Source organism: uncultured Desulfovibrio sp. (assembly GCF_944324935.1).
In the GTDB taxonomy this organism is placed as follows: Bacteria; Desulfobacterota; Desulfovibrionia; order Desulfovibrionales; family Desulfovibrionaceae; genus Desulfovibrio.
Window position 1 is genome coordinate 1 of sequence record NZ_CALUYG010000034.1, and the last position, 20867, is coordinate 20867.

The window sequence follows — 20867 nt, forward strand, 5'->3', positions numbered from 1 at the left end:
ATGTCATGTCTGCTCATAACAAACAGGAAAGCAGGAGTCATTCAAGATGTCCAGCTTTTTTAGAAACAGCCCCTAGCGCGAAAAGGGGTTCCCCCTCCCGCACCCTCCCCTTCCCCAAACGCGCTTTATCGGGAAGGATGATATGCCGTGGCGGCTCGACGGCCGTTCTCCGGCCGCAGGTCCCCCGGCGGCTCTCTCCAGGAGCACACGAAATATGGCTATGACGGCGTACCTGCATCACCGGCGGAAAGTGCCGCACTTCCAGCCCGCAGACAGGCCCCGGACAAGGCATCCATTTCCGGGCCGTGATCCAGGCCGGCCAGATGCCCCATGCCGTGCGCCAGCAGTCGCAGAAGATGTTCCCGGCCACCCTGTCCGTACAGCAGGCACTCCCGCTGCCAGGTCGGCAGGGAAAGCACGAGTTGCCCCGGCAACGCGTCGTCCCCCGGGAAGGAAAGGACATTTGTCGGCCCGGAACAGCCCATATGGCGCCTGTTGCAGCGGGCCATTGCGCCATCGTCCACCAGATGCAGCGTCAGCGCGGGCACGGCATGACCGCGCCGCGCGACTTCCGCCTGCATACGCTCCAGCGCCTGCCGCAATTGCCGTTTGTCCAGATCGCACAGCCAGACATATGCCGCATCATGTATCAGTATTTCCACACTCATGGATGCCTCTTCGGGATTTCTTGCCGTCCGGCATGATGCACGGCCGAAAAATTGCTGCAATACATGAATCTAACGTGATAAAATAGAATGAGGAATACGCTTTGCCCTGGGGGAAGTGACGAGGATGCCTTTTCTCGCTTCGCTATGAACGAACAAGGCCCGCTCGCGCTGGGACGACTTGACGGACGCCCAGCAGAACCGTGCCTGTCAGGGCCTGCCGGCATCCATTTTACCTAGGGCAATGGATAAGCTCAATCATCCATACACGCTCCACTTGCCTTGGGGCGGGGTTGCCTGTCCCCGACTCTTCCCCTGATAAAAGCGCGCTGGGCAAGGAATGGGGGGCTTGGGAGGGAAGAATGGCGAGAACGCCTTTTCTCGCACCGCTGCGAAAAGGCTGGGCCCTCCCGCGCCAGCAGCGACCGAAAGGCGGCCCGAAGGGCCGTGCCCGTTGCGACGCAGGAAGCTACGGGCATCGACAACAGCGCGAGGGATTCCCCTTCCCCCCAAACAGACAGCGAATAGTGTCGGCAGGCCCTAGCAGCTGCGGGTCGGCTTTGCGCCAGCGGCCGGCTGGGGCATATCTGTTCCGTACAGCCCTCCAGCATGCGAAACGGCGGCCGGAGGCGGCGGGGCCTCTGCTCCGCTGCCGTGCCGCCCCTGCCCCGGAGCCGCCGAGCGGGCTTCCGGGCGGGGATCGGTCCTGCTTTCGGCCTTGCTGTCCGTTTTGGGGACGATGCCGCTGCTCTTGAGTTTGGCGTCAGGATACACGATGCGCTGATGGAAGATGCCCGTCAGGATACGCTGGAAGTTTTCGCTCAGGAAATGCAGATCCTTGAAGGTCAGCTCGGACTCATCGAGCTGCCCCTCGGAAAAGATGCCCTTGATGATGGTGTCGATATGCGACCGTATGCGGGCGGGGGTGGGATCCGTCAGCGTGCGGCTGGACGCCTCCACGGAGTCGGCCAGCATGAGGATGGCGGCTTCCTTGGTTTGCGGCCGGGGCCCGGGATAGCTGAAATCGGACTCGCGCGGCTTTTCGCCAAGATTGATGGCCTTCTGGTAAAAGTAGCGAATGATGCGCGTACCGTGATGCTGCCGGATGATGTCGATGATCTCCTGGCCCAGGTTGTAGCGCTCCGCCAGCTCAGCTCCTTTCTTGACGTGCGAGATGAGGATGAGCGCGCTCATGGATGGCGACAGCTTGTCGTGCTTGTTGGGGCCGCCGAACTGATTTTCGATGAAGTATTCGGGATAGGCGATCTTGCCGGCGTCGTGATAGAGCGCCGCCACCTTGCACAGCAGGCTGTTGGCCCCGATGGCCTTGGCCCCGGCCTCCACCATGTTGGCCACCACCAGCGAATGATGGTAGGTTCCGGGGATGGTCACCATCAGCTCCTGCATGAGCGGATGCTCAAGGCTCATCAATTCCATGAGCCGAAAACGCGTACTGTAGCCGAAGGAAAGCTCCAGCACCGGGCTCAGCGCGAACAGCAGCAGGAGCGAGACCACGCTGTTGGCCAGCACGGCCACGGCGTAGGCCGGATACAGCTCCGGCGGCACGGCGAACGAAAGCAGCAGCGCAAGGCAGATCACCGCCTGACCGATGGTCAGCGGGACGACGCTCCAGACGACGTCCTGCCGGTTCTGGGCGCTGGTCACCAGCCAGGTGGCCAGCATGCCGCCGAGAAAGTGGAAGAGAAAGACCTGATAGCCCTGCTGGAACATGAGCGTCACGAACAGGCAGAGCAGCAGCCCCATGGTGCAGTAGCGCCGGGCGGCAAAGACCATGGCCACCAGCCCCACGGCCCCGGCTACGGGATAGGCCACGGCATAGGCCGCAAGATGGTTGAGATCGCTCACCACGAGGCTCAGGGCATACAGCGCCTTGGCGCCGATGCCGAAAAGGAGGAGGATGAGCGAGATGAGGAGCATGTCCTTGCAGCGCAGCGGCGTACCGGGCTTGCCGCTGGGCGCGATATAAAAACCGATGGCGACGACGAGGGAAAAAAGAAAGGCTCCGCCGGCCGTGGCCCAGTGCATGCCCTCGCTCGCCTGATCGTACATGGCCTGCAACTTGATTTGCTGCTCGCGGCTGACGCGGGCTCCCTTGCGGACGATGAGCTCCCCCTTCTGGATCTGATAGAAGACGGGCTCCACGTTTTCCGCCACGGCGCTGCCGCGTTTCTGCGTGGCTTCGCGGTTGAGGGTGAGCGTGGGCGGCAGCGTGGCCGCCAGAAAGATGCTCAGGGCCCGCCGTGAATGCGCGTTCAGGCTGCCCTCTCGCTGCATGAGCGATGAGACTTCCGCCAGGAAGGACTGCACGTCCGGCAGGCTCGTCACATCCGGCCGCAGCAATTCCGACCCGTTGTCCAGATTATGGATGATGGCCCCGGCCCGGCCTACGCGGGCCACCCGGATATCGCTCACCAGCCCCTCGGTCAGCCGCTCATTGATCAGGGGGATGAGCTTCTTGAGCAGATAGGCCTGTACTTCCGGCTGGGCAAGCTGGGGCAGCACATCTTCGGCCACGCGCGGGGTGAGCTCGTCGGTCAGCCACCGCAGGGCGCTTTCAGCCGGGGCGGCGTCTTCTCCCGGCGCAGCGTCGCTGTCGGCAGGGACGGCAGGCAGGCCGGGCAGACCCGCGGGATGATCATCCGCCAGTTCGCGCAGCACGGCCAGCACGCGCGCCTGAAAATGCGTGAGCGGCTCCAGGCTCAGGTCGTACACGGGCGGCTGCAACATGAGTACCTGCTTGCGGCGGGCGGCAGTCGCCTGCGAGTCCTCCACCTGCATGTCCCGGTCGGCCACCACATCATGGTCGGCCACCTGCCCGGCGACATAGAAGCGGCGCTCCCCTTCAAAATTGGCTCCCGCCAGCAACGAAAGCGCGAAAAGACTGCAAATGAGGACAAGGAGCCCCCGCCCGCAGTGATGGCGCGAACGGATGGTACGGACCAGCGCGGCAAAGCTAGCGGGGCGAACGGCTTTTTTCGGCGTCGTCATAAGCGCTCACAATGGCCCCCACAAGGGGATGCCTCACCACGTCAGCCTTGCAGAAGGTGTGGACGGCAAGCCCCGGAACATCATGCAGCACCTGAAGGGCATGCACCAGCCCGGAACGTCCGTGGGGGGTCGTGTTCTGGGCAGGCAAATCGATTTGCGTGGTGTCGCCGGTCACGACCACCCGCGATCCGAACCCCATGCGGGTCAGGAACATCTTCATTTGTTCGTGCGTGGTGTTCTGCGCTTCATCCAGGATGATGAAGGCGTCGTTGAGCGTACGGCCGCGCATGAAGGCCAGCGGAGCCACCTCGATGATGCCGGTCTCCAGCATGGAGGCCACCTTGGGCTGGGGCATCATGTCATGCAGCGCATCATACAGGGGGCGGAGATAGGGATTGACCTTCTCGGCAAGGTCGCCGGGCAGAAAGCCCAGCCGTTCACCGGCCTCCACGGCGGGACGGGTCAACACGATACGCTTGACCTTGCGCTGCTGGAGCATGGAAAGCGCCATGGCCACGGCCAGATAGGTTTTGCCGGTCCCCGCGGGGCCCACGGCAAAAACGAGCTCATGGCGGCGCAGCGCCTCGAGGTAGCGCTTCTGCGCCACATTGCGCGCCGCGACGCTCTTGCGGGGCGTATTGACGAATACCGCCTCCCGGAAGACCTGCCGCAAGTCAAGCCCCGGATCGCTGTCCAGCATGGCATAGCTGCGCACCACATCCTGACGGCTGATGTCCACGCCCTCGCGCAGCAGAGCATAGAGCTGGATAAGCACATGGCATACCCGCTGGCGCGCCTGCTCGTCGGCGGCCTCTACCCAGAGGCAGGAACCGCGGCTGCCGATCCGCGTACCGCTTGCCTCGGCCAGCAGGTCGAGGTGCAGGTTCTGCGGCCCGAAAAGAACCGCCGCCAGCGCGGGATCGTCGAAATCCACCGTCTCAACGTGTTGCGAATGAAGAGCCATAGGCATTTACCATAGTCCATTTCTCCCGCACTGTCCATTGCTTCCGCCAGCAGGGAAAATATTACATGGCACGTTTTTTGCTGAAAATCAGGACGGCCGCTGTCACGCCATGCGCGGCGGCAAAAAATGCAGGAGTCATCATGAGCATTTCCGGTCTCAGCGTGTATGCCGGCAACAGTCATTACCAGTGGCAGACGACGCAGAACACGAGTTCTTCCTCTTCAGGCAGCCGTACCCAGAACGCCCTGAGCGGCCTGACTTCCCCCTATACGTCCATGACCAGCCAGATATCCGGCATGGTCGAGCTCGTACAGTATGCCATGGACGCCATGGGGCTTTCCGGGGACAGCCGCGTGACCTTCAGTCAGATCACCAAATACCAGCAGCAGATAGAAAAGGAATTCGACGCCTCCCTTAAGGAAGCGCTTGAAGCCTCCTCCCTTTCCGATATCGCCGGCCTGACCTTCACCCTGAGCAAGGACGGCAAGCTGACCGCCGCCGGCGGCACGGACGAGGACACCAAGAAGGCGCAGTCCTACCTGAACGAGCATCCCGAACTGGCTGAAAAGCTCGTGCAGAGCTTGAAGGATGCCGGTCTTGAACTGACGGAAAACCTGAAGTTCACCCTCTCCTCGACCGGGGAATTCACTCTTGCCAGCGGCTCCACGCATGACGTCCAGAGCCTGCTCGATGAGCAGACGGAGCTTGTCGACGGCCTGCGGGACGGCCTTGCCGGCAGCAACGTCGATCTGGACGGACTTTCGCTGGTCTTTGACGATGCCGGCAACCTTGTCGCCGCTGACGACAATCCCCAGGCCTACGACATCAACAACTGGCTGCGCCAGCATAGCGAGCTGGAGACTCTTCTCAAGAAAACGCTTGACGAAAAGGGCATTGCCCTGTCCGACGTCAGCCTCTCCCTGCCGCAGGGCGGCGGCATGAGCATAGACATCGCCTCCGACAACAGCGAAGAGGTGCGGCAGGCGCTGCGCGACCAGAAAGAACTGGGCAAGGAACTGTACGACGGTCTTGCCGGGCTGGGCATAGACCCGGACATCACCTTTTCCCTCCAGGTGGAAAGCGACGGCAGCGTCACCATCAACAGCTCACATCCTGATGCCGACAAGCTGCGGCAGCTGTTCGCGGATACCCCCGAACTGACCAAGCAGTATGCCCAAGTACAGGCGCTGTCCGGCATCGAGGACGCCCGCGCCGCACTCCAGATCGAACCCTCCGCCATGCGGACGCGCCTGCAGATGGAAACCATTGCCTCATCCTGGTTCTCCAGCCAGTCCACCAGCAGCTTCGGTACCTATTCCAGCACCAGCGGTCTGAGCCTGCTGGCTGGTCTTGACCTGAACATATAGCGCGTCTCTGCGCCAGATCGCCAGGGGGGAGGGAGCCTGCGAAAAGGTTCCTTCCCCTTCTCCGTCTCCTGCGCCGGGCTCGTCCCTTTGCGCTCCCCTTCCCTGTCCGGGCCTGCCGGGGCGCATGTTTTCTGGGCCGTCTCTTCTTCCGGCGGCCCGCCGGCCGCCAGGCCTTTTTTGCCGCCGGGCTGAAAAAAAGGGTGACAAGCGTTGCCTCTGCGACTATGCCCGACGGGTCCCCGCTTTTTTTCCCGCCGGACGGCAGGGGGACGCCGCCGGCGCAAGCCTTTATGCAAAAGGAGAATCATCTGGTGAGCAGCACGCGTACCTTCAGTACCCTCAACCACTTCATCCTCTGGTTCGGCGCTTCCATCTCCATTGCGGAGATCGTCACCGGCACCCTGCTTGCCCCTCTTGGCCTGACCCTGGGGCTGCAAAGCATCCTCGTCGGCCATATCATCGGCGCGTCCGTCCTGATGCTGGCGGGGCTGATCGGGGCTTGCAGCGGTCTTTCGGCGACGGAATCCTTCCGCATCTCCTTCGGCCGCTACGGTTCCTATGCCTTTTCCGTGCTCAACATCGTCCAGCTGCTGGGCTGGATGGCGGTTATGATCATCTGCGGCGCCAAGGCCCTGGACGGCATCACGCGCGTCCTTTTGGGATTTGAACAGGAGAGATTGTGGTGTCTGCTCATCGGCTGCCTTATTTTTATCTGGATCTCCCGCGGGTTGCAGGCCATATTCCGCATCCATACGGTCGTGGTCGCGGCACTCTTCTGCTGCTTCATGGCGCTGGCCTGGCAGGTCGGGACAGCGCCCTCGCCCGCCGCAGCGCCGCAGTTCGACGCCCTGAGTTTCGGCAGCGGCGTGGAGATGAGCGTCACCATGTGCCTTTCCTGGCTGCCGCTCATCTCCGACTACTCCCGTACGCTCAAAAAGCCTGTCAGCGGGACGATCATCGGCGTCCTGGGCTATTTCTTCGGCAGCATGCTCATGTTTGCCATCGGTCTGGGCTCCGCCCTCCTCGCCGGAACCTCCGAGATCAGCGAGATGCTCCTGAGTGCCGGTCTCGGCGTGGCCGGGCTCTTCATCGTGGCCTTCTCTTCGGTGACGAACACCTTTCTGGATGCCCATTCCGCCGGCGTCAGCGCGGCCAACATCGCGCCGGGCGTCAACGAGCGCCTGATCGGCATCTGCGTTTGCGTGCTGGGCACACTCGTCGCCGTCTTCGTGCCCATGAGCCATTATGAGCAGTTTCTGTACTTCATCGGCTCCGTCTTTGCGCCGCTCTTCGCCATCCTGCTGGTGGACTTTTTCGTCTTCAGGCGGCGAGACATCGGGCAGAGCCTCAATATGGCAAACCTCCTCCTCTGGCTGGCGGGCTTCATCGCCTATCGCCTGCTGCTCTCCACCAGTCTCGTGCTGGGCACGACCTTCCCGGTCATGTGCATCATCGCGCTGGCCTGCCTGATTATGAACCTGCTGTGCGGCAGAAAGCCCGCCCGGGCCTGCTGACGCAGCGACATCGCCCGGCAAAAAACAGGGGAGGGACGCGACGTCGCGCCCCTCCCCTTTCATCCATCCGCCACATGATGCCTACTGCCAGCCGCCACCCTGGGCATCAGCCGGCATGGCATATTCGCGCACTTCATTAAAAATGCGCCCATCGGGTTCAAGGCCGAGGCCGCGGGCCTTTTCATACCACTGGGCGGACAGGGAAGCATTCTCGTCCACACCCACGCCGTGCTCATAGCAGGCCCCGACGAACAGCATGGCCTGCCCGTACCCCCCCTCGGCCGCCTTGAGGGCCCAGTCAAAGGCCGCCTGCTGATCCTTTTCCACAAAACGGCCCCTGGCGTAATACTGGGAAAGGGCGTAGGCCGCTTCCGGCAGGCCGCCGTCAGCGGCGCGCCGCATCCATTGCAGGGCCAGGGCTCCGTCCTGCGGCACGCCGATGCCGGACTGATAGGCATAGGCCAGCAGGAGCTGCGCCTCCCCATCATTCTGTTCGGCAGCCAGCGCGTACCACTGCGCGGCCGTTTCCATATTCTGCTCCACACCGAGCCCGCTTTCATAGCAGCGGCCCAGCATGACCTGCGCCCGCGGGTTGCCTTCGCTGGCCAGCGGCTGCACCAGACGAAGCGTCGTGGCGTACTGCCCGATGTTGAAGGCTTTCCAGGCACGGTTGAGCGTTTCCTCCGGGGTGGCCGCCCGGACGGAGACTGCCGTGCCCGACAGGGAAAGTCCGGCCGCCAGCGCCACGGCACAAGCCCAGCGGGCGTATTTGCGGAATCGACTTTTCATGCGTATACTCCTTTGGAGAAAAAAGACTCCGCGGCAAGCATACAGGCATGCCCGCCCCCTTCACAAGGAAAAAATGCTCCTGCCCACGATGGTAGGGACTTGCGAGCCCGAAACGATGATGCAGCCACCCAGGATCCTCATACGCGGCGCGGGCGAGATGGCCACAGGGATCGCCCTGCATCTGGCCGAGGCCGGGCTTGACCGGCTGGCCCTTCAGGAATGCCCGTTCCCCACGGCCATACGCCGTGCCGTCTGTTTCTCGGAAGCGGTCGCCGAGGGACGCTGGCAGGTACGGGGAAGGTATGCCCGTCATCTGCCGCAGCCGGAGGACTGCCCCCGCTGCTGGGAACAGGGGGAGAGCCCCGTGCTCACCTGCGCCGAGGCGGCGACGCTGCACGCCGTGCGGCCGGACATTTTCATCGAAGCCACCCTGCGCAAGCGCCCCGTGCCCCTCGGCCGGCATCTGGCGTCTCTGGTGCTTGCGCTGGGGCCGGGCTTCACGGCGGGGCTGGACGCGCACATCGTGGTGGAGACCCATCCCGACCATTGCGGAGAGATCCTTACGCGCGGGGCCGCCCGTGCCCCGGATACAGGCGACGCGCAAGCGCCCGTTGCCGTCCGCCACCTTCGCGCGCCGACCGACGGCCGCTTTTGCACCGGCCGCCATCTGGGCGAGCGTCTCGAGGCCGGCAGCCCGGTCGGCTTTCTGCAGACCGACACGAAAAGCATCCCCCTGCATGCGCCCCTGTCGGGCCTGCTGCGCGGCCTGCTGCGTGACGGGACGCCGGTACGGCGAGGCGGCAAGGTGGCCGATATGGACGACAGACCGCATATCACCCCGCAGACCCTTTCCAGACGGGCCACTATCCTGGGACAGGCCGTGACGCGCCTTGTCCGGGAGTGGCTGCAAGGAGACAGACATGCAACCCTCTGAACGACCATCCCGCGAAAACGGCGCACCGCAGGTGCATGACGCCGAGATCCTGCATGAGCAACCCCGCCGGGACCAGTACGGCGGCGGCAACGGCCGGGCGGGGCATACGATCCGCTTCATCCAGTTCCGGCAGTCGGCGGGCTTCGGCCCGGGCCCTTCCGAAGGCTGCCTGGCCCCGGCCATCACCTTCGGCCTGTTCCTGGGCTGCCTTGTGCAACTCGGCATTCTGGCGGCCATCGGCTTTGTGGTCTTCTGGTGCATAGGGGCCGTGCTCGGGGCCGTGCTCCAGGTACGGCGCACGCTCAACCGGCAGCCGACCAATCCCTGGATCTGGCGGATCGCCAACTGGCTGGTCTGCCTGATGCTGGTCTCCTGGCTTGCGGACGGACGCCTGTGAACACGCCCTGGCACGTCTATTTGCTTCGCTGCGCCGACGACAGCCTGTATTGCGGCATCACCACGGACATGGCAAGACGCCTTGCCCAGCATAACGGCCTCCTGCCCGGCGGCGCGCGCTATACCCGCGCTCGGCGGCCCGTCCGGCTGGAAGCCTGCCGTACCTGCGCCGACCGTTCGCAGGCCCTGCGGCTCGAAGCCCGCATCAAAAAGATCCCCCGACGCCAGAAAAGCCTCTTTCTTCGGACAGCATCCCTATGATCAGCCTGCAAACCGCCCTGACCTTTTTCGGCATAGCCCTCGGCCTGGCCATCGCGCCCGGCCCGGACATCATCTTTGTCCTCACCCAGTCCGCCCTTTACGGTGCGCGTGCCGGCATCGCCACCACCCTTGGCCTTATGAGCGGACTTTTCTTCCATACTTCGCTTGTGGCCGTGGGCGTGGCCGCCATCTTTCAGCATTCGCCCGCCGCCTTCCTGCTGCTGCGCATCGCCGGGGCCGCCTACCTGCTCTATCTGGCCTGGCTCTCCCTGCACACCGGCGCCGTTCTGGCCCAGGGGGGGCAGGGAAACTTTACCGGCTATGGGACGCTTTATCGGCGCGGCGTGCTGATGAACGTCACCAATCCCAAGGTCACGCTTTTTTTCCTTGCCTTTTTGCCGCAGTTTTGTTCCTCTGAACGGGGCAGCATGGTCATGCAGGTCATCCAGCTCGGCCTGCTCTTTTTGCTGGCGACGGGCATCATCTTCGGCCTCACGGCGCTGCTTGGCGGCCGTCTGGCCCAATGGTTCAACACCAGCCCGCGGGCCCAGGTGCTCATGCACCGTCTGGCCGCACTTGTCTTTGCCGGCCTGGCCTGCTCCCTGCTGCTGACGATCTGACCCTTGCCGAAGCGGGGAATGCCCCGCACAGCCCCCTTGCGAGACACGCATGCAGAACGCTCATCTCCTTCCCCTCAACGATCTCCCGCCGGACGGCAGACGACTCACAGTGGCCGACGCCTCCCTCTGGGACGGGAATCTGCGGGAGTTCCATATGGACTGCCGCGTGGAACAGCCCCTGAAGATCGAATTGCACATCCTGCCCGTGGAAGACGGCTACCTGGTGCGCGGGGAGCTGACGGGGAGCGTCATCCTCCCCTGCAACCGCTGTGCGGAAGATGTCCACATCCGGCTGGACAGCCGTTTTGAAGAATTCGAGGAAGTGCCGGCCGGCGACGATGCGGATGCCGGCCAGCCCGGCGACAGCCATATCCTTCTGGACAAGGGCGTCCCCATGCTGGATCTGGCGGCCCTCAGCTGGGAGGAATTCGTGCTGGCCCTGCCCATGACCCCCCTTTGCCGCGAAGACTGCAAGGGCCTCTGTCCCCAGTGCGGCGCCAATCTCAATGCCGCGGCCTGTCACTGCGTCCGCGACGAGGGCGACCCGCGCCTGGCGGCGCTGCGCGGACTATCGCTGCAAAAAGACTGGACAGAAAAAAAATAATCAGCTAGAGTTTCAGCCCTTGAGCGAATACTCTTCGCCATTGACCGACAACACTTTCCGCCCCGGCGGAGAAGGAGAACATCATGGCTGTCCAGCAGAACAAGAAATCCCGTTCCCGTAAGGGCATGCGCCGCTCCCACGACCGCGTGGCCGTGCCCGCCGTCATCTACTGCTCCTGCGGCGAACCCACCGTTCCCCACAGCATCTGCCCCAATTGCGGCACCTACAAGGGCCGTCAGGTGGTTGCCAAGAACGACGCGGAATAATGGACACGCGCCCCATCATAGCCGTGGATGCCATGGGAGGCGATTTCGGGCCTTCCGTGGTGGTGCCGGGCGCCGTCGAGGCTGCCCGGCTTCACGATTTGCACGTCCTGCTCGTGGGTGATACGTCCAAGATCGAAGCGGAGCTGGGAAAGCTCGATCTTTCCGGCGTGCAATTCGATATCGTCCAGGCTGACGATGTGGTGCATATGAACGAAAAGCCGTCGGACATCCTGCGGCGCAAAAAGAACGCCTCCATCCAGGTGGCCTGCCGCCTCGTCAAGGACGGCGCTGCCCACAGCGTCGTCAGCGCCGGTCATTCCGGGGCGACGGTCGCGTGCGGCATGTTCATCATGGGCCGACTGGCCGGGGTGGAACGCCCCGCGCTCGCCGCCCTGCTGCCCACCGAAAAAAAACCCGTCGTGGTGCTGGATGCCGGCGCCAACGTGGATTGCCGCCCCTACCACCTTTTCCAGTTCGGCCTCATGGGCGACGCCTTTGCCCGCGACCTGCTGAACTACACCTCGCCGCGCGTCAGCCTGCTGAGCATTGGCGAGGAGGAAGGCAAGGGCAACAGTCAGGTGAAAGAAGCGTATGAGCTGCTCAAACTGGCGCAGAACCTGAACTTCATCGGCAACGCGGAAGGCCGCGACATCTTTACCGGCGACGTGGATGTGGTGGTGTGCGACGGCTTTGTGGGCAATGTGGTGGTCAAGATGAGCGAGGGGCTTGCCAGTTCGCTCATCCGCATGCTCAAGCGCGTGTTCACCTCCGGCGTGCTGCCGGCCCTCGGCGGCATGCTGGCCAAGGGAGCCTTCAAAAAATTCGCCACCACCATCGATTACGCCGAGTACGGCGGCGCTCCCCTGCTGGGCCTCCAGGGCCTGGCCATCGTCTGTCATGGGCGCTCCAACTCCCGCGCCATGATGAACGCCATCAAGATGAGCGGCAACTTTGTCCGCAAGGGCACCAATGACCGCCTTGCGGAAACCATTCTTGCCAACGAGGAGCTGACGCGCTTCTCGCGGGCCATCTAACCCTCCCCACATCACACGAGCTTTCGTATGGACGCACGCTGCAATCTTCTTTCCTTGAGCAGTCATGTGCCTTCTCAGGTGCTGACCAATGACGACCTGGCCAAGATGGTCGACACCAGCGACGAATGGATCACCACGCGCACGGGCATCAGGGAACGCCGGCGTCTGGCATCCACGGAAAACGCTTCGGATCTGGGGTACAAGGCCGCGCTCAAGGCGCTGGACGAAGCCGGCATGAAGGCCGGAGACCTGACGCACATCATCGCCGCCACCTGCACGCCGGACTCCCTCTGTCCTTCCGTAGCCTGCATCATCAGCGGCAAGCTGGGAGCCGGCGCCGTCATGGCCTTTGACGTCAGCGCCGCCTGCTCCGGCTTTCTCTACGGGCTTTCTCTTTGCCGCAGCATCCTTGCCCAGGACCCCTCGGCCCGTATCCTCTTCGTCTGCGCCGAAGCGCTGACCCGCCGTTCCGACTGGACGGACAGGACGACCTGCGTGCTCTTCGGCGACGGGGCCGGGGCTTGCATTCTGACGGCCGACGATCGCCCGCCGCTTGCCAGACTGGAAGACGCCATCTGCAAAAGCGACGGCAGCCTCAATCAGCTCATCGTCGTCGGCGGCGGCACGGCCAGCCAGTACAAGCAGGGGGATGTCGTCGGCAGCGACTTTTTCATCCACATGCAGGGGCGGGAAGTCTACCGCCACGCCGTCCGGCAGATGTCGGCCATCTGCGAGGAGATCCTCGAGCGTAATGGCCTGACCATCCAGGATGTGGACCTTTTCGTGCCGCATCAGGCCAATCTGCGCATCATCGAGGCCGTGGGCAGCCGCCTGGGGGTCGATGCCGGCAAGGTCTTCACCAATGTGGAGCATTACGGCAACACCTCCTCCGCCTCGGTGCCGCTGGCGCTCGTGGAGGCCAGGGCCCAGGGCCGGCTTACGCCCGGCATGCGGGTGCTGATGACGGTATTCGGCGGCGGTCTGACCGTCGGGGCCACCCTGCTCCGCTTCTAGCCGCACGAAACGCCTTTGCGGGGCATCTGCGTCCTGCGCGGGACAGACGCGCTGGCCCGTGGCCGGTGGAGCTCCCGCATTGCCTTTGGCGTTCCTTTCGTGTAGTATCTGAAAAATTTTTTTGAGGTATCCGCATGAGCGCACTTTCCCCCAGCGTCCCCACAGCGCTTGTTACCGGCGGCTCGCGCGGCATCGGCCGCGCCATCGCCCTTACCCTGGCCAAGGACGGCTTCCAGGTCCTGCTCACCTATGTGAGCCGCCCCGAAGAAGCGCAGGAAACGGTCGAGGCCATCCGTCAGGCAGGCGGCGCGGCGCAGGCGGCCGCGCTCAACGTGGGCGATGCCGAAGCCGTGACCGCCTTTTTTGCCGATCAGGTCAAGGACAAGCTCCTGCTGGCCGCTCTGGTCAACAATGCCGGCATCACCAAGGACGGCTTCCTCGTTCGCATGAAGGACGAGGATTTCGACCGCGTGCTGACCATCAACCTGCGCGGGGCCTTTCTCTGCACCCGTGAAGCCGCCAAGATAATGAGCAAGAACCGGCGCGGCCGCATCGTCAACATCTCTTCCGTCGTCGGTCAGATGGGCAATGCCGGACAGGTCAATTACGCCGCCGCCAAGGCAGGTCTGCTCGGCCTGACCAAATCCTGCGCCAAGGAGCTGGCTGCCCGCACCATCACGGTCAATGCCGTAGCCCCCGGCTTCATTGAAACGGATATGACCGCCACGCTGCCGGACGACGTGCGCGCCGCCTACGCCGAAGCCATCCCGCTCAAGCGCATGGGGACGGCGCAGGAGATCGCCGACGCGGTCTCCTTCCTCGTCTCGGACAAGGCCGCCTACATCACCGGTCAGGTGCTGGGCGTCAACGGCGGCATGTACTGCTAGCCGTATGCACAGGCGGTCTTGCCGCCTTCCCCTTTGCAAACAACTCAATCTGGAGGAATCCCATGTCTGATGTCGCTGATAAGGTGAAAAAAATCATTGTCGATCAGCTCGGCGCCAATGCCGATGACGTCAAGCCCGAAGCGTCCTTCGTGGAAGATCTTGGCGCCGATTCGCTGGACCTGACGGAACTGATCATGGCTATGGAAGAAGAATTCGACATCGAGATCGCCGATGAAGATGCCCAGAAGATCCTGAAAGTCCAGGACGCCATCAACTATATTGAAAGCAAGAAAGGCTAGTCAGCCTGCCTGACGGGCAACGGGCGCTTCCACGGCCCGTTGCCCGAGCGCCCTCCCTCCGGCAAAACGCCCAGCCCTGCAAGAAGGAGCATACATGAGCCGCCCCCGCGTCGTCATTACTGGTTTGTCCGGCCTGACCCCGCTGGCCAACGATATCGAGACCACCTGGAAACGCCTCATCGCGGGCGAATCCGGCCTGGGCCCCATCACCCATTTCGACTGCTCGGCCTATGATTCACGCATTGCGGGCGAAGTGAAGGGCTTTGTGCCCGAGGAAGTCATCCCGGCCAAGCAGGCGCGGCGCATGGACCGCTTCACCCAGTTTGCCGTGGCTGCGGCGCAAATGCTCCTCAAGGACGCCGACTTTGCCATCAATGACGCCAACGCCTACGATGTGGGGGTCATCCTGGGGGTAGGACTGGGCGGCCTGCAGACCATCGAGACCTATCACGCCAAACTCCTGCAGAGCGGTCCGTCCAAGGTCTCGCCTTTCCTCATCCCCATGCTCATCTCCAACATGGGCCCGGGACAGATCGCCATGTTCACCGGGGCCAAGGGGCCCAATATCGTGACCACCACGGCCTGTGCCTCGGCCATCCACGGCATCGGCACGGCCTACAGCGAGATCCTGCTCGGGCGCATCACCGCCGCCATCACCGGCGGGGTGGAGGCGACCATCACGCCTCTCGGGGTCGCCGGCTTCACCGCGCTCAAGGCGCTCTCCACCCACTACAATGATGATCCGACCAAGGCCTCCCGCCCCTTCGACAAGGCGCGTGACGGCTTTGTCATCGGGGAAGGCGCCGGCCTTATCCTGCTGGAGACCCTGGAGTCCGCCAAGGCCCGCGGGGCGCGCATCTACGCCGAACTCGTCGGCTACGGCGCCTCGGACGACGCCTATCACATGACCGCCCCCTGCGAGGATGGCAGCGGCATGATCCGCGTCATGCGTAATGCGCTGCGGGATGCCAGTCTTTCCCCGGACGCCATCGGGCACATCAACGCCCATGCCACGTCCACCATGCTGGGCGACCGTGCGGAAAACAGGGCCGTCAAGGAAGTTTTCGGCGAGCATGCCAGGAAGATCAAGATCTCCGCCACAAAATCCATGACCGGTCACCTTCTGGGGGCCTCGGGCGGCATCGAATCGGTCTTTACGGCGCTTGCGCTCTACCATGAGATGCTGCCCGGCACCATCAACCTGACCGACCCTGATCCCGAGTGCGATCTGGATTACCTGGCCGACGGTTCCGAGCGTGTCGCGTGCGAGTACGCCATGTGCAACTCTTTTGGCTTCGGCGGCACAAACGCGAGCATCATCCTCAAGAGATGGACGGAGTAAGCGCGATCTTGCCGGACATTCGACGAGCGCCGCGCGCCTTTTGTTGACCATAACCGGACGCACCAGCCCAGAGGAGCCCCCACATGGATCATATTTTGCTGCAGGATCCTGAACTTGCCAAGGCCATTGCCCTCGAATCCAGCCGCCAGATGAGCAAACTGGAGCTCATCGCCTCCGAGAACTTCGTGTCCGCCGCCGTGCGCGAAGCGCAGGGCAGCGTACTGACCCACAAGTATGCCGAGGGCTATCCCGGAAAGCGCTATTACGGCGGCTGCGAATATGTGGACATCGCCGAGCGCCTCGCCCAGGACCGCGCCAAACAGCTTTTTGGCTGCGAATACGTCAACGTGCAGCCGCACTCGGGTTCCCAGGCCAATATGGCCGCCTATTTTTCCTGCCTTGAACCCGGCGCCACCATTCTGGGCATGAACCTCTCCCACGGCGGACACCTCACCCACGGCAGCCCGGTGAATTTCTCCGGCAAGCTCTTTACCTTCGTGGCCTACGGCGTCCAGAAGGAGACCGGCTGCATCGACTATGACGAAGTCGCCGCTCTGGCCCGCCAGCACAAGCCGGCCGCCATCATGGCCGGCGCCAGCGCCTATCCCCGTCAGATCGACTTCGCCCGTTTCCGGGCCATTGCCGATGAAGTGGGCGCCATCCTGCTGGTGGACATGGCCCATATCGCCGGTCTGGTGGCGGCGGGCCTGCATCCCAGCCCCATCCCCCATGCCCATATCACCACCACCACCACGCACAAGACCCTCCGCGGTCCGCGCGGCGGCATGATCCTCTCCGACGAAAGTCGTGCCAAGTCCCTGAACAGCCAGATATTCCCCGGCATCCAGGGCGGCCCTCTCATGCATATCATCGCGGCCAAGGCCGTCGCCTTCGGCGAAGCCCTGCACCCCCGCTTCAAGGTCTATCAGCAACAGGTGCTCGACAACTGCGTCGTGCTGGCCCGTACGCTCATGGATGCGGGCTTTGACCTCGTTTCCGGCGGTACGGAAAACCATCTCATGCTGGTGGATCTCACCAACAAGGACATCACCGGCAAGGATGCCGAACATGCGCTGGATCTGGCGGGCATCACGGTCAACAAGAACACCGTTCCCTTTGAGACCCGCTCGCCCTTTGTGACCTCCGGCATCCGCATCGGCACCGCCGCCCTGACCACCCGCGGCATGAAGGAAGACGACATGCGCCAGGTGGGCCGCTTCATCGTGGAAGCGCTGGAGCATCCCACGGATGAGGCCGCGCTGGCGGCCATCAGCAAGCGCGTGGAGGAATTCGCACGGGAATTCCCCATCTTCGCCTGGTAGCCTGGACTGCATACGGCGGGCCGTCCCACAGAGACGGCCCGCCGCGTATCCACACTTGGCTTTTGCCGCTCTGGCGTGTACCATGACCGCAGCGAGCGTCCCATGCAGAACAGACTTCCGTGGCCGGATTATTTCATGAACATCACCTATATGGTGAGCGAACGATCCACCTGCTCCCGTCGTAAGGTGGGGGCTATCGCCGTCAAGGACAAACGCATCCTGGCCACGGGATATAACGGCGCGCCCGCCGGCGTTCCCCACTGCCTCGAAGTCGGCTGCCTGCGGCAGGAGCTGGGCATCCCCTCCGGTCAGCGGCATGAAATATGCCGCGGCCTGCATGCCGAACAGAACGTCATCGTTCAGGCCGCCGTACACGGCGTGAGCATTGCCGGGGCGGAGATATACTGTACCACGCACCCTTGCATCCTTTGCGCCAAGATGCTCATCAACTGCGGCATCCGGCACGTCTTCTACCATCAGCATTACCCCGACGAGCTGGCCAGCCGCATGTTCCGGGAAGCGGGCGTGACGGTGAAGCAGCTTCTGTTTTCTCCCATGCAGATCAAGGACGTGCCGCATGTCTGATACGTCGATGTATGCTCCCTTCATGCGGGCGGCCATAGCGCTTGCCGAGCGCGGCCGCTGGCTGACCTGCCCCAACCCCACGGTGGGGGCCGTGCTTGTGCGCGACGGCCATGTGCTTGCCGAAGGCTGGCATCACGCTTGCGGCGAGGCGCATGCCGAGGTGGACTGCCTCAGGGATGCGGCGGAAAAGGGCGTGGATCCGTGCGGCTGCACCCTTGTCGTCACCCTTGAGCCCTGCAACCATCAGGGAAAGACGCCCCCCTGCACCGACCGCATTCTGGAAGCGGGCATCCCGAGAGTGGTCATCGGCCTGCGGGATCCCAATCCCGTGGCGGCCGGCGGCGCAGAACGCCTGCGCGCGGCCGGCATCAAGGTCATTGAAGGCGTCTGCGAGCAGGAATGCCGGGATCTGGTGGCCGACTTTCTCGTCTGGCAGGAGAAGAAACGCCCGTATCTGCTGCTCAAGCTGGCAAGCACTCTGGACGGACGCATCGCCACCCGGACCGGACATTCCCAGTGGGTCAGCTGTGCGGCCTCCCGGGCCGGCGTGCACGCTCTGCGGGCGGGCATCGGCCATGCCGGCGGGGCCATCATGGTGGGCGGCGGCACGCTGCGGGCGGACAATCCCCGGCTGACGGCCCGGACAGATCTGGAAAACGCGACCATACGTCAGCCCTGGGCCTGCGTGGTGACCTCCCGTCTGCCGGCCGTGAACGGCGACTGCCATCTGCTGCGCGAACGGCCGGAACAGACCATTTTTATCTCCACGCCGGCAGTGGCCGCGTCACGCCTGGCGCATGAGCTGCGGGATCTGGGCGCGCGCGTGCTTTCCGTCCCGCCGCTGGCCAAGGGCAGTCTGGACATGGGCAGCATGCTCGCCCAGCTGTATGAAGAGATCGCCTGCCCCTACATCCTGTGCGAGGGAGGGGGCAGACTGGCCTTGTCCCTTTTGGATTGCGGGCTGGTGGATGAATTCCATCTGCATCTTGCGCCACGCATCCTGGGCGACAATCAGGCGGTTCCGCTCTTTGACGGGCGTACCCCTCTGCAGCTGGACGAAGCCCTGCAAATGCGCATCAGCGACCTGCGCCGCTGCGGGGATGACGTGCAGATCGTCCTTCGGCCGCTCGGTTAGGAGGGCGGGATGTTCACCGGCATCATCCAGTGCATCGGCGTCCTGACGGACGTTGCGCGGCACGGCGAGGAGCGGCGCTTCACCGTCCGGCCGGCGCAGCCCTTTGACGCCATGCGGGACGGCGAATCCATCGCGCACAACGGCGTGTGCCTGTCCGTGGAGTCGCACTCCCCGCGGGACTACACGGTCTATGCGTCCGCCGAAACGGTCGCCCGGAGCACCCTGGGCAGCCTTTCCATCGGCGACGAGGTCAATCTGGAACGGGCGCTGGCGCTGGGCGACAGGCTGGGAGGCCATCTGGTCAGCGGTCATGTGGACTGCGTCGCCCATGTGCGGCGGCTTATCCCCGCCGGCTCATCCCTGAAAGTCGAGCTGACGTATCCCGCCGCCTACGCGCCCGAGGTGATCCGCAAGGGTTCCGTCTGCCTCGACGGCATAAGCCTGACGATAAATGATTGCGGCCGCGATACATTGCAGGTAAACGTTATCCCCGATACGCAGCGGCGCACGACCATGGTCCGCTGGCGGCCGGGGACCGCCGTCAACATGGAGACGGATATCATCGGCAAGTATGTTCGCCGGCTCTCCCAGTGCGGCATGGTCCGCAATGGCGACATGACGGCCTCCGGCGGCAGCGGCAGTCCGGCCATCAGTCACGAATTTCTGCGGCAGAACGGCTTTTTGTAGACGGGACCAGCGCCCCGCCGTGCTCGCCGCGGCATATGTACAGCAGATCAGACAACACCGGCCTTCTCCACAACGCAGTGCGGGAGGCGTCTACTCCAGGAGTCAGCAATGAGCACACCAACCATCATCGCCGGGCAGATGGACGCCAAAGGCCTCCGTATCGCCATCGTGGCCACCCGCTTCAACGATTTCATTGTGGAGCGCCTCGTGGGCGGCGCCGTGGACTATCTGGAACGTCACGGGCTGGACGCCGCGAACCTGACCATCGTCCGCATCCCCGGCGCATTCGAGCTGCCGCTCGTCTGCCAGAAGCTCGCGGCGAGCCGCAAGTATGACGGCATCGTGGCGCTCGGAGCGGTCATCCGTGGCGCCACGCCGCACTTTGACTACGTCTGCGCCGAAGCCAGCAAGGGCATCGCCCAGAGCATGCTCGCCCACGAAACGCCCATCGGCTTCGGTCTGCTGACCTGCGACAGCATCGACCAGGCCATCGAACGCGCCGGTTCCAAGGCCGGCAACAAGGGGGCGGAAGCCGCCGCCGCCATGCTGGAAACCATTCGCGTGCTGGAGCAGTTGTAGACCATGAGCAAGGGCAAGAACGCCAGCCGTCGCGCCGAACGCGCACAGGCTTTTCAGGTATTGTACGGCCTTTCCTTTTCCACGGACGCCACCATGCGGGATGTGCGCCGGGCCTTCCTCTTCTTCCCCGACAACAAGGAGCTGGAGCCGGTGGAGGACGAAGGGCTGCTGCCCCCGCCGTCCGGTTTTGCCTGGGAGCTCGTACAGGGCGTCTGGACGCATGCCGGCGAGCTGGACCAGCATCTTGCCCGCTTTTCCCGCAACTGGCGCGTTGACCGTATGGGACGGGTGGAGCGCACCATCCTCCGCCTGGCCATGTACGAACTGCTGTACCGGCAGGATGTGCCCGCCAAGGTCACCATCAGCGAGGCGCTGGACCTCACCCGCCAGTTCGGGGAGGACAATGCCGCCGCCTTTGTGAACGGCATCCTGGACGCCGCGGCCAAAGCGGCGGAGAACGGCACGCTGCTCCCCGGCCCCGACGCCGGCAACATATAGGCTTCTGCCCCGGAAACGCCTGCGGCGGCCCTGCCGCTTTCCGGGTTCGGCAAAGGATCCCCGGCCGGTCGCCCCGAGGGACGCACGCACCGGCAT

General features: G+C 63.8%; 23 protein-coding genes. 19 read left to right on the forward strand and 4 right to left on the reverse strand.

Going from position 1 to position 20867, the window contains the following annotated elements; translation table 11 throughout:
- Positions 1–218: 218 nt before the first annotated feature.
- The 3 genes from ybeY to Q0J54_RS08705 form a co-directional block, all read right to left on the reverse strand.
- Entirely contained in the window at positions 219–662 is a 444-nt protein-coding gene (gene ybeY / locus Q0J54_RS08695; protein WP_367172236.1) for an rRNA maturation RNase YbeY, read from the reverse strand.
- Between the two features lie 543 nt (positions 663–1205).
- Positions 1206–3674 carry an HDIG domain-containing metalloprotein gene (locus tag Q0J54_RS08700; protein WP_296305080.1) on the reverse strand — a complete coding sequence of 823 codons (2469 nt, stop codon included), beginning with the start codon at positions 3672–3674 and terminating at the stop codon, positions 1206–1208.
- Positions 3640–4638: a PhoH family protein gene (locus tag Q0J54_RS08705; protein WP_296305081.1), complete on the reverse strand. Its 999-nt coding sequence runs from the start codon at positions 4636–4638 to the stop codon at positions 3640–3642. The genes Q0J54_RS08700 and Q0J54_RS08705 overlap by 35 nt, the downstream gene beginning before the upstream one ends.
- A gap of 140 nt (positions 4639–4778) precedes the next feature.
- Here Q0J54_RS08705 and Q0J54_RS08710 point away from each other — a divergent pair, with 140 nt between their 5' ends.
- Together Q0J54_RS08710 and cytX are read left to right on the forward strand one after the other, a co-directional pair.
- Positions 4779–6005 (forward strand): hypothetical protein, encoded by a 1227-nt coding sequence (locus tag Q0J54_RS08710; protein WP_296305082.1) that lies wholly within the window; start codon positions 4779–4781, stop codon positions 6003–6005.
- Between the two features lie 311 nt (positions 6006–6316).
- Complete coding sequence (cytX, locus tag Q0J54_RS08715; protein ID WP_296305083.1) at positions 6317–7519, forward strand: putative hydroxymethylpyrimidine transporter CytX; 1203 nt, start codon at positions 6317–6319, stop codon at positions 7517–7519.
- A gap of 81 nt (positions 7520–7600) precedes the next feature.
- On the opposite strand, the gene Q0J54_RS08720 is transcribed toward cytX, so the two are convergent.
- On the reverse strand, positions 7601–8308 hold the full coding sequence (locus Q0J54_RS08720) for a tetratricopeptide repeat protein (RefSeq protein ID WP_296305084.1): 708 nt from the start codon (positions 8306–8308) through the stop codon (positions 7601–7603).
- Between the two features lie 118 nt (positions 8309–8426).
- On the opposite strand from Q0J54_RS08720, the gene Q0J54_RS08725 reads away from it, so the two are divergent.
- From Q0J54_RS08725 to nusB, 17 genes are all read left to right on the forward strand, one after another.
- Positions 8427–9242, forward strand: a complete 816-nt coding sequence (locus Q0J54_RS08725) for a hypothetical protein (protein WP_296305085.1) — start codon at positions 8427–8429, stop codon at positions 9240–9242.
- Positions 9229–9639: a hypothetical protein gene (locus Q0J54_RS08730; RefSeq protein ID WP_296305086.1), complete on the forward strand. Its 411-nt coding sequence runs from the start codon at positions 9229–9231 to the stop codon at positions 9637–9639. Before Q0J54_RS08725 ends, Q0J54_RS08730 begins: the two co-directional genes overlap by 14 nt.
- A complete protein-coding gene (locus Q0J54_RS08735; protein ID WP_296305087.1) occupies positions 9636–9899 on the forward strand; it encodes a GIY-YIG nuclease family protein in 264 nt (87 codons plus the stop codon). The genes Q0J54_RS08730 and Q0J54_RS08735 overlap by 4 nt, the downstream gene beginning before the upstream one ends.
- A complete protein-coding gene (locus Q0J54_RS08740; RefSeq protein WP_296305088.1) occupies positions 9896–10519 on the forward strand; it encodes a LysE family translocator in 624 nt (207 codons plus the stop codon). Before Q0J54_RS08735 ends, Q0J54_RS08740 begins: the two co-directional genes overlap by 4 nt.
- Positions 10520–10568: 49 nt before the next feature.
- Positions 10569–11123: a DUF177 domain-containing protein gene (locus Q0J54_RS08745; protein WP_296305089.1), complete on the forward strand. Its 555-nt coding sequence runs from the start codon at positions 10569–10571 to the stop codon at positions 11121–11123.
- An 83-nt stretch (positions 11124–11206) separates the two neighbouring features.
- Entirely contained in the window at positions 11207–11389 is a 183-nt protein-coding gene (gene rpmF / locus Q0J54_RS08750; protein WP_296305090.1) for a 50S ribosomal protein L32, read from the forward strand.
- Entirely contained in the window at positions 11389–12423 is a 1035-nt protein-coding gene (plsX, locus tag Q0J54_RS08755; protein WP_296305091.1) for a phosphate acyltransferase PlsX, read from the forward strand. Before rpmF ends, plsX begins: the two co-directional genes overlap by 1 nt.
- 27 nt (positions 12424–12450) lie before the next feature.
- Positions 12451–13437, forward strand: coding sequence for a beta-ketoacyl-ACP synthase III (locus Q0J54_RS08760; RefSeq protein ID WP_296305092.1), 987 nt, complete (start codon positions 12451–12453; stop codon positions 13435–13437).
- A 134-nt stretch (positions 13438–13571) separates the two neighbouring features.
- On the forward strand, positions 13572–14324 hold the full coding sequence (fabG, locus tag Q0J54_RS08765; RefSeq protein WP_296305093.1) for a 3-oxoacyl-[acyl-carrier-protein] reductase: 753 nt from the start codon (positions 13572–13574) through the stop codon (positions 14322–14324).
- Positions 14325–14386: 62 nt separating this feature from the next.
- Positions 14387–14623 (forward strand): acyl carrier protein, encoded by a 237-nt coding sequence (acpP, locus tag Q0J54_RS08770; protein WP_296305094.1) that lies wholly within the window; start codon positions 14387–14389, stop codon positions 14621–14623.
- Positions 14624–14717: 94 nt separating this feature from the next.
- Positions 14718–15965: a beta-ketoacyl-ACP synthase II gene (fabF, locus tag Q0J54_RS08775; protein WP_296305095.1), complete on the forward strand. Its 1248-nt coding sequence runs from the start codon at positions 14718–14720 to the stop codon at positions 15963–15965.
- 83 nt (positions 15966–16048) lie between these two features.
- Complete coding sequence (glyA, locus tag Q0J54_RS08780; RefSeq protein WP_296305096.1) at positions 16049–17287, forward strand: serine hydroxymethyltransferase; 1239 nt, start codon at positions 16049–16051, stop codon at positions 17285–17287.
- Between the two features lie 102 nt (positions 17288–17389).
- Complete coding sequence (locus Q0J54_RS08785; RefSeq protein WP_296305097.1) at positions 17390–17872, forward strand: cytidine/deoxycytidylate deaminase family protein; 483 nt, start codon at positions 17390–17392, stop codon at positions 17870–17872.
- Positions 17865–19007 carry a bifunctional diaminohydroxyphosphoribosylaminopyrimidine deaminase/5-amino-6-(5-phosphoribosylamino)uracil reductase RibD gene (gene ribD / locus Q0J54_RS08790; protein ID WP_296305098.1) on the forward strand — a complete coding sequence of 381 codons (1143 nt, stop codon included), beginning with the start codon at positions 17865–17867 and terminating at the stop codon, positions 19005–19007. The genes Q0J54_RS08785 and ribD overlap by 8 nt, the downstream gene beginning before the upstream one ends.
- A 9-nt stretch (positions 19008–19016) precedes the next feature.
- Entirely contained in the window at positions 19017–19694 is a 678-nt protein-coding gene (locus Q0J54_RS08795) for a riboflavin synthase (protein WP_296305099.1), read from the forward strand.
- Between the two features lie 108 nt (positions 19695–19802).
- Positions 19803–20273 (forward strand): 6,7-dimethyl-8-ribityllumazine synthase, encoded by a 471-nt coding sequence (gene ribE, locus Q0J54_RS08800; RefSeq protein ID WP_296305100.1) that lies wholly within the window; start codon positions 19803–19805, stop codon positions 20271–20273.
- 3 nt (positions 20274–20276) lie between these two features.
- Positions 20277–20771: a transcription antitermination factor NusB gene (gene nusB / locus Q0J54_RS08805; protein WP_296305101.1), complete on the forward strand. Its 495-nt coding sequence runs from the start codon at positions 20277–20279 to the stop codon at positions 20769–20771.
- Positions 20772–20867 lie beyond the last annotated feature (96 nt).

Excerpts from the sequence above, each read along its gene's own strand:
- Q0J54_RS08730 (WP_296305086.1), top strand. The coding sequence starts at position 9,229 with ATGCAACCCTCTGAACGACCATCCCGCGAAAACGGCGCACCGCAGGTG.
- Q0J54_RS08795 (WP_296305099.1), top strand. The coding sequence starts at position 19,017 with ATGTTCACCGGCATCATCCAGTGCATCGGCGTCCTGACGGACGTTGCG.
- nusB (WP_296305101.1), top strand. The coding sequence starts at position 20,277 with ATGAGCAAGGGCAAGAACGCCAGCCGTCGCGCCGAACGCGCACAGGCT.
- Q0J54_RS08745 (WP_296305089.1), top strand. The coding sequence starts at position 10,569 with ATGCAGAACGCTCATCTCCTTCCCCTCAACGATCTCCCGCCGGACGGC.
- fabF (WP_296305095.1), top strand. The coding sequence starts at position 14,718 with ATGAGCCGCCCCCGCGTCGTCATTACTGGTTTGTCCGGCCTGACCCCG.
- ribD (WP_296305098.1), top strand. The coding sequence starts at position 17,865 with ATGTCTGATACGTCGATGTATGCTCCCTTCATGCGGGCGGCCATAGCG.
- plsX (WP_296305091.1), top strand. The coding sequence starts at position 11,389 with ATGGACACGCGCCCCATCATAGCCGTGGATGCCATGGGAGGCGATTTC.
- Q0J54_RS08700 (WP_296305080.1), bottom strand. The coding sequence starts at position 3,674 with ATGACGACGCCGAAAAAAGCCGTTCGCCCCGCTAGCTTTGCCGCGCTG.
- Q0J54_RS08740 (WP_296305088.1), top strand. The coding sequence starts at position 9,896 with ATGATCAGCCTGCAAACCGCCCTGACCTTTTTCGGCATAGCCCTCGGC.
- Q0J54_RS08725 (WP_296305085.1), top strand. The coding sequence starts at position 8,427 with ATGCAGCCACCCAGGATCCTCATACGCGGCGCGGGCGAGATGGCCACA.
- Q0J54_RS08785 (WP_296305097.1), top strand. The coding sequence starts at position 17,390 with ATGCAGAACAGACTTCCGTGGCCGGATTATTTCATGAACATCACCTAT.
- acpP (WP_296305094.1), top strand. The coding sequence starts at position 14,387 with ATGTCTGATGTCGCTGATAAGGTGAAAAAAATCATTGTCGATCAGCTC.
- Q0J54_RS08710 (WP_296305082.1), top strand. The coding sequence starts at position 4,779 with ATGAGCATTTCCGGTCTCAGCGTGTATGCCGGCAACAGTCATTACCAG.
- fabG (WP_296305093.1), top strand. The coding sequence starts at position 13,572 with ATGAGCGCACTTTCCCCCAGCGTCCCCACAGCGCTTGTTACCGGCGGC.
- Q0J54_RS08760 (WP_296305092.1), top strand. The coding sequence starts at position 12,451 with ATGGACGCACGCTGCAATCTTCTTTCCTTGAGCAGTCATGTGCCTTCT.
- glyA (WP_296305096.1), top strand. The coding sequence starts at position 16,049 with ATGGATCATATTTTGCTGCAGGATCCTGAACTTGCCAAGGCCATTGCC.
- Q0J54_RS08720 (WP_296305084.1), bottom strand. The coding sequence starts at position 8,308 with ATGAAAAGTCGATTCCGCAAATACGCCCGCTGGGCTTGTGCCGTGGCG.
- rpmF (WP_296305090.1), top strand. The coding sequence starts at position 11,207 with ATGGCTGTCCAGCAGAACAAGAAATCCCGTTCCCGTAAGGGCATGCGC.
- Q0J54_RS08705 (WP_296305081.1), bottom strand. The coding sequence starts at position 4,638 with ATGGCTCTTCATTCGCAACACGTTGAGACGGTGGATTTCGACGATCCC.
- ribE (WP_296305100.1), top strand. The coding sequence starts at position 19,803 with ATGAGCACACCAACCATCATCGCCGGGCAGATGGACGCCAAAGGCCTC.